The sequence below is a fragment of the Micropruina sp. genome (assembly GCF_047606665.1).
Taxonomy (GTDB): Bacteria; Actinomycetota; Actinomycetes; order Propionibacteriales; family Propionibacteriaceae; genus Micropruina.
The window spans coordinates 1-9,889 of record NZ_JASGEF010000016.1 but is presented as its reverse complement, the minus strand read 5'-3'; the positions used below and the strand labels follow the sequence as shown (position 1 = coordinate 9,889).

General features: G+C 69.2%; 10 protein-coding genes. 7 read left to right on the top strand and 3 right to left on the bottom strand.

The window, feature by feature from the left end; translation table 11 throughout:
* Positions 1 to 108 precede the first annotated feature (108 nt).
* A complete protein-coding gene (locus QM619_RS04195) occupies positions 109 to 591 on the top strand; it encodes a hypothetical protein (protein ID WP_415104628.1) in 483 nt (160 codons plus the stop codon).
* A gap of 9 nt (positions 592 to 600) precedes the next feature.
* Positions 601 to 1,254 (top strand): prepilin peptidase, encoded by a 654-nt coding sequence (locus QM619_RS04190; RefSeq protein ID WP_415104626.1) that lies wholly within the window; start codon positions 601 to 603, stop codon positions 1,252 to 1,254.
* An 8-nt stretch (positions 1,255 to 1,262) separates the two neighbouring features.
* Here the strand turns inward: QM619_RS04190 and trpD are convergent, their stop codons facing one another.
* Genes trpD through QM619_RS04175 form a run of 3 tightly spaced genes read right to left on the bottom strand, consistent with a single transcriptional unit; the run spans position 1,263 to position 3,699 of the window.
* Positions 1,263 to 2,312: an anthranilate phosphoribosyltransferase gene (trpD, locus tag QM619_RS04185; RefSeq protein WP_415104625.1), complete on the bottom strand. Its 1,050-nt coding sequence runs from the start codon at positions 2,310 to 2,312 to the stop codon at positions 1,263 to 1,265.
* 2 nt (positions 2,313 to 2,314) lie between these two features.
* The gene (locus QM619_RS04180) at positions 2,315 to 2,719 is read right to left on the bottom strand and encodes a response regulator (protein ID WP_415104623.1); all 405 of its coding nucleotides are present in this window, start codon (positions 2,717 to 2,719) and stop codon (positions 2,315 to 2,317) included.
* Complete coding sequence (locus QM619_RS04175) at positions 2,716 to 3,699, bottom strand: cytochrome c oxidase assembly protein (protein WP_415104621.1); 984 nt, start codon at positions 3,697 to 3,699, stop codon at positions 2,716 to 2,718. The genes QM619_RS04180 and QM619_RS04175 overlap by 4 nt, the downstream gene beginning before the upstream one ends.
* Before the next feature lie 235 nt (positions 3,700 to 3,934).
* Between QM619_RS04175 and QM619_RS04170 the strand changes: the two genes are divergently transcribed.
* The 5 genes from QM619_RS04170 (at position 3,935) to QM619_RS04150 (ending at position 9,666) form a co-directional block, all read left to right on the top strand.
* On the top strand, positions 3,935 to 4,531 hold the full coding sequence (locus QM619_RS04170) for a cytochrome c oxidase subunit 3 (RefSeq protein ID WP_415104630.1): 597 nt from the start codon (positions 3,935 to 3,937) through the stop codon (positions 4,529 to 4,531).
* Positions 4,532 to 4,556: 25 nt separating this feature from the next.
* A complete protein-coding gene (locus tag QM619_RS04165) occupies positions 4,557 to 5,357 on the top strand; it encodes a c-type cytochrome (protein ID WP_415104619.1) in 801 nt (266 codons plus the stop codon).
* A complete protein-coding gene (locus tag QM619_RS04160) occupies positions 5,354 to 6,418 on the top strand; it encodes a Rieske 2Fe-2S domain-containing protein (RefSeq protein ID WP_415104617.1) in 1,065 nt (354 codons plus the stop codon). The genes QM619_RS04165 and QM619_RS04160 overlap by 4 nt, the downstream gene beginning before the upstream one ends.
* Entirely contained in the window at positions 6,418 to 8,136 is a 1,719-nt protein-coding gene (locus tag QM619_RS04155) for a cytochrome b (RefSeq protein WP_415104615.1), read from the top strand. The genes QM619_RS04160 and QM619_RS04155 overlap by 1 nt, the downstream gene beginning before the upstream one ends.
* A gap of 87 nt (positions 8,137 to 8,223) precedes the next feature.
* Positions 8,224 to 9,666, top strand: a complete 1,443-nt coding sequence (locus QM619_RS04150) for a GuaB1 family IMP dehydrogenase-related protein (protein ID WP_415104613.1) — start codon at positions 8,224 to 8,226, stop codon at positions 9,664 to 9,666.
* The last annotated feature ends 223 nt before the right edge of the window (positions 9,667 to 9,889 follow it).

Below are 9,889 nucleotides of genomic sequence, written 5' to 3'. Positions count from 1 at the left end.
GGGGCGGACACCGCGGTGACCGCCCCCGATCCACGTCCCGATCAGACGAATTTCGAGGAATTTTGCCCGGCCACTCACAAAACGCCCCTCGAAAAGTGCTTTCTAGGTGTGAGAGCAATTACTTCGGCGAAGTCCGCCGGCCCCCGGTCCACCTGGGTGGACGCCGCACCCTTCCGCGCGCACGTCCGGCATGCGACCTCGGTCGCCGACGTGCCCTGGCCCGTCGTCGCGATGGCGGCGGGTGTCTCCCTTTCCGTCGTCCGGGCCCTGCTGGTCGGGCGTGCCGGCCGGCCGATGACCCGGATCGAGCCCCGGCTGGCCGCACAGCTGTTGCGCGTCGACGCCGACGAACTGAGCGCGTTGCGGGTCCTCCGGGTGCCGGCGACACTCACCACCGAGCGGCTGCGCGGGCTGCTGGCCGACGGCTTTCCGCCGCTCCGGCTGGCGCAGTGGTGCCAGATCGGCCCCGATGAACTGGCGCTGCTGGTGGACGGCGACACGCTCACCTGCACCCGGCTCACCGAGACCCTGGCGCTGGCCGCGGAACGGCTTCGGGACGCCGACCAGCATCGGCCGAGCACCGCGGCCTAGGCTGCCGGCATGAGTTGGCTGCTGGTGCTACCGGTGTTGTACGGGGCGTCCATGGCGCTGGCGACGCCGTCGCTGTTGCGCGTCCTGCCGGCTCCCGTCGATGAGCCGGACGCCGACCCGTACCGTCCGCTGGCCACACCCGGCGTGGCGATCGCGGTGTTCCTGTTGGTCACCGCCGCCGGCATGGTCGTGGTCACGGTGGCGCCCCGGCACACGCCGACCTGGCTGGGGCTGGTCGGCCCCGCCGTGCTGGCGGCCGTGGTGGACGCCCGCACCACGTACTTGCCGAGACCACTGGCCCAGGCGTCCCTGCTGCTCACCACGGCCGGAATGCTCGCGACGACGGCCTGGCTGGGCGCCGAGCCGTTGCTGCGCGGGGCGTTGGGCGCGCTGGCCTCCGGTGCCCTGTTCTGGCTGTTCTGGCGTCTCGGCGGCGGTTTCGGGTTCGGCGACGTCCGGCTGGCACCGGTGATCGGCGCGGCGTCCGCCGCAGTCAGCTGGTCGTTGCTGGCTGGTGCCCTGCTGCTGGGCAGCCTGCTCGGGGTGGCCTGGGGTGTCGTCTGGCGAGCGTCGGGGCGCGGCCGGCAGTTCCCCTACGGCCCGGCACTCGTCGCGGGACCATTCCTGGCCCTGACCGCGTCGGCACTGGTGCCCTCGGGCTAACCGGGGTCTCAGGCAGTCCCGGCGACCCGCTGGGTGACGTCCACCCAACGACGCAGGACGTCGCTGGCCGCACCCGAGTCGATGGCCGCCGAGGCCGCCGCCACCTGCTCGGCGAACTGGGCGGTGAGGTCGCGATCGAGATCGGGACCGTGAAAGGCGAGCAGCGCGGCGGCCGCGTTGAGCACCACGATGTCGCGCACCGGACCGGTCTCGCCGCCGAGCGTGCGGCGGGCGACGTCCGCATTGTGCGCGACGTCGTCGCCGACCAGGTCGGCAGGAGTGGCCGGCGCGAAGCCGAGGTCGGCCGGGTTCAGGCTGGCGACCAGAACCTGACCGTCGCGGATCAGCCAGACGTCGGACGTCGTGGTGGTGGTCAGCTCGTCCAAGCCGTCGTCGCCGTGGAAGACCAGGCCACGGGTGCCCCGGCGGGCCAGCACACCCGCGACCAGTGCCGCGATCCGCAAATTTGCGATCCCCACCGCCTGAGCAGCCGGACGAGCCGGGTTGGCCAGCGGTCCGAGGAAGTTGAACGGGGTCTGGATGCCCAGTTCCCGCCGGGCGGTCGCAGCATGGCGCAGCGAGGGGTGATAGAGCGGAGCGAACAGGAAGACGATGCCGGCCTGGGCGAGCACGGCCGGCTGATCCTCCGGCTTCACGTTCAGCACCACCCCGAGCGCCTCCAGGACGTCGGCGGCACCGCAGGCCGACGACGCCGCCCGGTTGCCGTGCTTGACCACCGGCACCCCGGCAGCGGCCGCCACCACGGCGGCCATCGTGGAGACATTGACCGTGTTCGCCCGGTCGCCGCCGGAACCGACCACGTCCACGGCTTCGGCGTCGAGGGTGATCGGCGTCGCCCGGTCGCGCATCGACTCGGCGAGCCCGGCGATCTCCTCCACCGTCTCACCCTTGGCGCGCAGTGCGACCAGGAAGCCGGCGATCTGCGCGTCGGTGGCGTTGCCGGCCAGGATCTCGTCCATCGCCCACGAGGCGGTCTCGGCGCCCAGGTCCTCACCGGCGATCAGCCCGGTGAGCACATCGGGCCAGCTGGACGCCATGTTCAGACCGCCTGGCTGAGCCGCGCCCGGAGCAGGTCGGCCACCGCACCAGGCAGCCGGACCGGGTCGATCGGCAGCATCGACATCGCGTCCGCCCGCGACCAGGTCGCCAGCCAGGCGTCGGCGACCCGGATGATCAGCAGCAGGATCGGCGGGCACTCGGCGATCTCGTCCTTGAGCTGCTTGCACAGCCCGATGCCGCCGGACGGGTTTGCCTCCGCGTCCAGGATCAGCAGGTCGAGTCCACCGGCATCCGCGGCCGCCAGCACGGCCGGCTGAGTGGCCGCCTCGTAGATCTCGATCGGGGGCAGATCGGACGCCACCGTGCGGCCGAGCGCCAGGCGCACCTGCTCGCGGGTCGTCCGATCGTCCGAATACACCAGGATCTTGGCGGTGTCGTGACTCATGCGCGTTCCTCGTCTGCGGGGAGCTGACCGGGGGTGTCGGCAGCATCGTACCTGGCCGCTGCAGCCAGTGCGGCCAGCCGCTCCTCCCGGTCCAGCTGCCGATCGATGCGGATCGCCTCGCGTTGCGAGTGCTGATACCACTGGACGAAGAACACCGCCAGGATGATCAGCGAGATCAGGTCGCCGGCGCCCCACATGACGCCGCCGGCGATGTTCTGATCCTCCAGCGGGCTCGGCGGCCAGGCCCGGTTGAAGGCCAGGTACCAGTCCTCCGCGATGAGTTCGGAGGTGCCCATGATGATCACCCCGAGGAAGGCGTGGAAGGGCAGGGTGACGAAGATCAGCAGCATCCGCAGATAGTGCGGCAGCCGGGTCGGCATCGGGTCGAGCCCGAGCAGCGGCCAGAAGTAGAGACATCCGACGATCACGAAGTGCAGGTGCATCCAGGCGTGCAGCCAATCGTTGGCCAGCGTCAGCGGGTACAGCCCGGTCATGTACAGCAGGTAGGGGTTGGCGATCATCATCGCGGTCGCCAGCGGCGGCCAGGTGAGCACCCGCACCGGCCAGGAGTGCAGCACCGCGACCACCCGCTTGCGGCCCAGTGCGCCCAGGTTGCGCAGCAGCAGCGTGAGCGGCGCGCCCACTGCCATCAGCACCGGCGCCACCATCGACAGCAGGATGTGCTGCACCATGTGCACGCTGAACAGCACGGTGTCGTAGGTGCCGAGCACGCTCAGCATGGCGATCGCCAGGACGCCGGCACCGCCGACGCACCAGCTCAGTGTCCGGCTCAGCGGCCAGCTGTCGCCGCGCGCCACCAGCCGGCGGACGCCCCAGAGATAGAGGCCGACCATCGCGATCAGCGCCGCGACCACCCACGGATCGAAGGTCCACGCGGTCGCCACAGCGTCCGGAGTCAGCGGCGGAGGCTGGTTTCGCGGGTCGGCATGGAGAGGCAACATCGGCGGCAACGGAGCCATGCTGGCATTATCCCCACACGTTCGTTGCGGCGCCCAACCACCCTCGATCGGGGCATCGTTGTAACGGCGCGCGAAACAACATCCGCCAGAGGGTGACCAATCGGCTCTGAGCAGCCATAATGACCGGGTGACTCACTCTCACTCGAGCGCCGCGGCAGCTGTGCCGCACGGGGCGGTGCACCCGATCGCACCGTCGCGTCTGCATCCCGCCAAGGGCCGGCCCGACATGGTTGCCGTGGGCACCTGGATCTGGCTGGCTTCCGACCTGATGTTCTTCGCCGCGCTGTTCGCCGCATACTTCAACCTGCGGTCGCTCACCAACGCCGCGGCGACCCAGGCCGGCACCGAAGCCCTGTGGCAATGGGGCCCGGCGCACTTCAACATGCCGTTCGCGGTGGCCAACACGCTGATCCTGATCCTGTCGTCGGTGACCTGCCAGATGGGCGTCTGGAAGGCCGAGCGAGGCCAGGTGGGTCGCACCGGGTCGCTGTTGCAGGTCGGCCAGTGGGGGCTGCGCGAGTGGTACATCCTCACCTTCGTGATGGGCGCCGTGTTCATCGGCGGGCAGGCGACCGAGTACGCGACCCTGTTCGCGGAGGGCTTTACGCTGTCCACCAACGCGTACAGTTCGGCGTTCTTCCTCGCTACCGGCTTCCACGGATTGCACGTCACCGGTGGCCTGATCGCGTTCCTGTTCATGCTGGGACGCACCTACATGAGCCGCACCTTCACCCACGAGCAGGCAGTTCACGCCGTCGTCACCTCTTACTACTGGCACTTCGTCGACGCGATCTGGATCATCCTGTTCGGCGTCATCTACATCCTGCGCTGAGCAGCCTGATCTAGGAGGAATCCCCGTGCGTTTCCTGACCGCCAAGCGGCGAGGACGGGCCGCCCGTCCCGCGCTGCTGGTATTGGCCCTGCTGCTCATGGGCGCGCTGTACGCCGCCGTGGCGCCGGCCGCCCGCGTGTCGGCCGATACCGGCAATAGCCAGCAGGTGACCGAGGGCAGGTCCCTGTTCCGGGTCACCTGCTCGTCCTGCCACGGCATGAACGGCGAGGGCACCGGCCAGGGCCCGAGCCTGGTGGGCGTCGGCGCCGCCGCCGTCGACTTCCAGGTGAGCACCGGCCGCATGCCGATGGCCAACCCCGGCGCCCAGGCGCCCCGCAAGCAGAACACCTACTCCGACTCCGAGATCGCCGCGCTGGCCGCCTTCGTGGCGACACTGGGCCCTGGCCCGGCGGTTCCGACCAGCGAGCAGTACAGCGGTGAGGGCCTCAGCCCCGAACAGCTGGCCATGGGCGGCGAGTTGTTCCGCACCAACTGCTCCGCCTGCCACAACTTCGAGGGCGCCGGCGGCGCGCTGCCCAACGGCAAGTTCGCCCCTAGCCTGAACGGTGTCGGTGGCAAGCGCATCTGGGAGGCCCTGCGCACCGGGCCACAGCAGATGCCGGTGTTCAGCAGCGGCGCGCTGCCCGACGAGGACGTCCGTGCGATCGTCGGCTACCTGGAGACCTTGCACGCCCAGCCGAGCAGCGGCCTGACCTTCGGGGCCCTCGGCCCCGTCGCGGAGGGTCTGTTCGCCTGGATCATCGGTATCGGCGGGCTATGCCTGCTCGCCGTCTGGATCGCCGCGAAGGGAGCTCGGGCTCGATGAGCATCGAAACCAGCAAAGAAGGCGCCGACCTCGAGCGCTTCCCGGTGCCCGATCCGGGCATCGAAGAGCACGTCGAGCGCTGGACCGACGCCGACAAGGCCGCCGGAGACCGGGTCTACCGGCAGGTGGTGCTGATGCTGGGCGCCGTCCCGGTGCTGGCGATCGCGTTCGTGGTGCTCTACTTCACCATCCCGCGGAACTCGTCGGTGACGATCCTCGGCCTGCACTGGGACGCCACCACCTTCCTACTGGGCCTCACCGGCGGCCTGGCCACCCTGCTGATCGGCCTCGCCTGCATCCACTGGGCGAAGACGATCATGGGCGACGAAGAGGTGGCCGAAGACCGGCACGCCGCGGCGTCGTCGGCGGCCGATCGCGAGGTCTTCGCGGCCGAGTTCGCCAAGGGTGCCGAGCAGTCGGCGCTGGGACGCCGCAAGCTGATCGGCGGTGCCCTGGGCGGCGCCCTCGGCCTGATCGCGGTGCCCGCCGTGGTGCTGTTCGCCGACATGGGCCCGTGGCCTACCGCCGAGACCCGGAAGCGGACCATCGAGCGCACCATCTGGGCCGAGGGCGTTCCGCTGGTCAACGATGTGACCAAGCAGCCGCTGAAGGCGTCCGATCTGGAGATCGGCCAGTTGGTCAACGCCCAGCCCGGCACCCTGTGGGACCACCACGGCGCCGACTTCCAGATCGAGAAGGCCAAGGCGGCGATCATCATCGTCCGGATGGATCCGTCCCGGATCAAGATCCCCGAGTCCCGCAAGGACTGGCAGGTCGGCGGAATCCTCTGCTATTCGAAGATCTGCACGCACGTCGGTTGCCCGATCAGCCTCTGGGAGCAGCAGACCCACCATCTGCTGTGCCCGTGCCATCAGTCGACCTTCGACCTGGGCAACTCGGGTCTCGTGGTGTTCGGCCCGGCCGCCCGCGCGCTGCCCCAGCTGCCGATCACGGTGGATGCCAACGGCTACCTGATCGCCCGCAGCGACTTCACCGTCCCGGTCGGCCCGAGCTACTTCGAGCGCGATTCCACGCGCGACTTCAAGGAAGGTGATCGGTGATGGCCAAGCCCACTGAGATTGCCGGCGATTCACCCGCCCTCCAGGCCGAGCGCCCGCCGAAGCCGAACCTGCCGGCCGGGGTGACCGGGGTCGCTACCTGGGCAGACGATCGGCTCGGGCTGGCGTCGCTGCTGAAGAAGAATCTGCGCAAGATCTTCCCCGACCACTGGTCGTTCCTGCTCGGCGAGATCGCCCTGTACTCGTTCGTCATCCTGTTGCTGACCGGCGTCTTCCTGACCATCTGGTTCAAGCCGTCGATGGCCGAGGTCGAGTACGAGGGCACCTACCAGCTGATGCGCGGCCTGTCGATGTCCGAGGCCTTCGCCTCCACGCTGGCATTGTCGTTCGATGTCCGCGGCGGCCTGCTGGTGCGGCAGATCCACCACTGGGCGGCGATGCTGTTCGTGGCGTCCATGACGGTGCACATGCTGCGCATCTTCTTCACTGGTGCGTTCCGCAAACCCCGCGAACTCAACTGGCTGATCGGCGTCGGACTGTTCGCGATGTCGCTGATCGAGGGCTTCGCTGGCTACTCGCTCCCCGACGACCTGCTGTCCGGCACCGGCCTGCGGTTCGTGGACGGCCTGATCCGTTCCATTCCGCTGATCGGCACCTGGGCCGAGTTCTTCATCTTCGGCGGTGAGTTCCCCGGCGAACTGGTGGTCGCCCGGCTCTACATGGTGCACATCCTGCTGGTGCCCGGCCTGCTGCTCGCACTGATCGCGGCGCACCTGGTCATGGTCGTGTACCACAAGCACACCCAGTACCCAGGCCCCGGCCGCAAGGACGGCAACGTGGTCGGCTACCCGCTGTTCCCGGTGTACATGGCGAAGGCCGGCGGCTTCTTCTTCGTCGTCTTCGGCGTGGCGATCCTGATGGGCGCCACGATGTCGATCAACCCGGTCTGGAACTTCGGCCCCTACAACCCGGCACAGGTGACCGCCGGATCGCAGCCCGACTGGTACATGGGCTGGGTCGAGGGCGCCATCCGGATCATGCCGAACTGGGAATGGCATCTGGGCAGCACCACCTGGTCGTGGAACATCGTTCTTCCTGGTGTCGGGCTGATGACGGCGCTGTTCGTGCTGATGGGCCTCTACCCGTTCGTGGAGGCCTGGATCACCGGCGACAAGTCCGAGCACCACGTCCTGGACCGTCCGCGCAACAACCCGACCCGCACCGGCCTGGGTGTAGCGGCGATGACCTGCTACGCGATGTTCTGGCTGGCCGGTGGCAACGACATCCTGGCCACCCAGTTCCACCTCTCGCTGAACGCGGTCACTGAGTTCATGCGGATCGCGGTGTTCGCCGCCCCGATCCTCGCGTTCATCGTCACCAAGCGGATCTGCATCTCGCTGCAGCGCGCCGACGCCGAGCGCGTCCTGCACGGCAGCGAGACCGGCATCATCTCGCGCGATCCGGACGGCGGCTACTCCGAGCCGCATCGTCCGATCCTCGTCGATGAGAAGTTCGCGCTCACCCAGCACACACAGGGCAAGGCGCTGGAGGCGGCCCCGGCCACCGACGCACGCGGCGTTGCCGAGAAGGGCAAGGGCGTCAGCAAGTGGCGGGCGCTGGTGTCGCGCTGGTACTTCGCCGGCGTGATCAGCAAGCCCACCGCGGACGAGATCGCCGAGGCCGATCATCATGCCGAGGGCCACGGCGACTCCGATCACGAGGTTCCTGCCGGGGAGAATCCCAGCGAGATCAGTCACTGATCGCTTCGACACGCCACAGCGGTGCCGCCGAGACTCTCTCTTGGCGGCACCGCTTTTTACATGGTCGGCCCGCGATAGGATCTGCCGGTGCGTTTTCTGAATCCGATGCCGTCCTATGACCTGACCTACGACGACGTGTTCATGGCACCGCGTCGCTCCTCGGTGACCTCGCGGCTCGACGTGGACCTGACCAGCACCGACGCACTGCGGCTGCCGCTGCCACTGGTGGTGGCCAATATGACGGCGATCTCCGGACGCCGGATGGCCGAGACGGTGGCTCGTCGCGGCGGCGTCGCGATCATTCCACAGGATCTGCCCACCTCGATCGTGGCCGAGACGATCGGCCGGGTGAAGGCCGCGCACACCGTCTTCGACACCCCGGTGTATGTGGACCCCGGCGTCACCATCGGCGAGGCGCTCAACCTCCTGCCGAAGCGGGCACACGGCATGGTCGTGGTGGTCGACGACGGCGTCCCGATCGGCCTGCTCGGGCCGTCCGAGGCTGCCGGGCTGGACCGCTTCGTGCAGGTGCACGAAGCGATGTCCACCGACCTGACGCTGGTTGACCCGTCCACTCCCCCGGCCGAGGTCTTCGAATTGCTGAACGTCCGCCGGCACCGGGTTGCCCTGGCGGTGCAGGACGGCCGGCTGGCCGGGCTGATGACCGCCAAGGGCGCCCTGCGCGCCACCCTCTATCCCCCGGCGCTGGACGGCGACGGGCGGCTGCGGGTGGGTGCTGCCGTCGGCATCTCCAAGGACGTCGAACGGCGGGCCGCGGAACTGCTGGACGCCGGCGCCGACGTGCTGGTGATGGACACCGCCCACGGTCATCAAGAGCGGATGATCGAGGGTCTGCGGGTGGTGCGGGCAATGCTGACCGACCGCGGCAGCACCCTGCCGCTGGTGGCCGGAAACGTGGTGACCGCCGAGGGCACCGCCGACCTGATCGAGGCCGGCGCCGACGTGGTGAAGGTCGGCGTCGGACCCGGCGCGATGTGCACCACCCGGATGCAAACCGGTGTGGGACGTCCGCAGTTCTCCTCGGTGTTGGAATGCTCTGCTGAGGCCAACGCCGCCGGCAAGGCGATCTGGGCGGACGGCGGCGTCCGGCACCCCCGCGACGTGGCGCTCGCCCTGGCGGCCGGTGCCGGCGCGGTGATGATCGGCTCCTGGTTCGCCGGCACCCACGAATCGGCCGGCGACCTGGTCACCGACCACGACGGACGCCCCTACAAGGAGTCGTTCGGCATGGCGTCGGCGCGCGCGGTACGCATGCGAACCCGTGAGCAGTCCCGGTTCGAGCGGGCCCGCGCCGCGCTGTTCGAAGAGGGCATCTCGCACTCCCGGATGTACCTCGACCCGGCCCGCCCCGGCGTGGAGGACCTGATCGACTTCATCGTCGCCGGCGTCCGCTCCAGCTGCACCTATGCTGGCGCCCGCACCCTGCCCGAGTTCGCCGCGAACGCGGTGGTCGGCATCCAGTCGGCGTCCGGCTTCAACGAGGGACGCCCCGTCCACTCCAGCTGGTAAGCCTCCAGGCCCTCTCTCCCGGCCACGCCCGACCAACAACCCCCTCCCTAACTACTTCTGCCCTGCCGCATGCGGGAGGGCAGAAGTAGTTAGGGATGTCCATGGCCACCGTAACCTCCTCGTAGGCGGCCAGTTGATCTCCTTTCTGGTGGTCACGTGATGTCCCGTTCCGTGGCCAGCTGATCTCCCTGCCGTGTCCTGGGTCGACGGCGTGTCGGCCCTC

Excerpts from the sequence above, each read along its gene's own strand:
- QM619_RS04175 (WP_415104621.1), bottom strand. The coding sequence starts at position 3,699 with ATGGCTCCGTTGCCGCCGATGTTGCCTCTCCATGCCGACCCGCGAAAC.
- QM619_RS04160 (WP_415104617.1), top strand. The coding sequence starts at position 5,354 with ATGAGCATCGAAACCAGCAAAGAAGGCGCCGACCTCGAGCGCTTCCCG.
- QM619_RS04155 (WP_415104615.1), top strand. The coding sequence starts at position 6,418 with ATGGCCAAGCCCACTGAGATTGCCGGCGATTCACCCGCCCTCCAGGCC.
- QM619_RS04190 (WP_415104626.1), top strand. The coding sequence starts at position 601 with ATGAGTTGGCTGCTGGTGCTACCGGTGTTGTACGGGGCGTCCATGGCG.
- QM619_RS04180 (WP_415104623.1), bottom strand. The coding sequence starts at position 2,719 with ATGAGTCACGACACCGCCAAGATCCTGGTGTATTCGGACGATCGGACG.
- trpD (WP_415104625.1), bottom strand. The coding sequence starts at position 2,312 with ATGGCGTCCAGCTGGCCCGATGTGCTCACCGGGCTGATCGCCGGTGAG.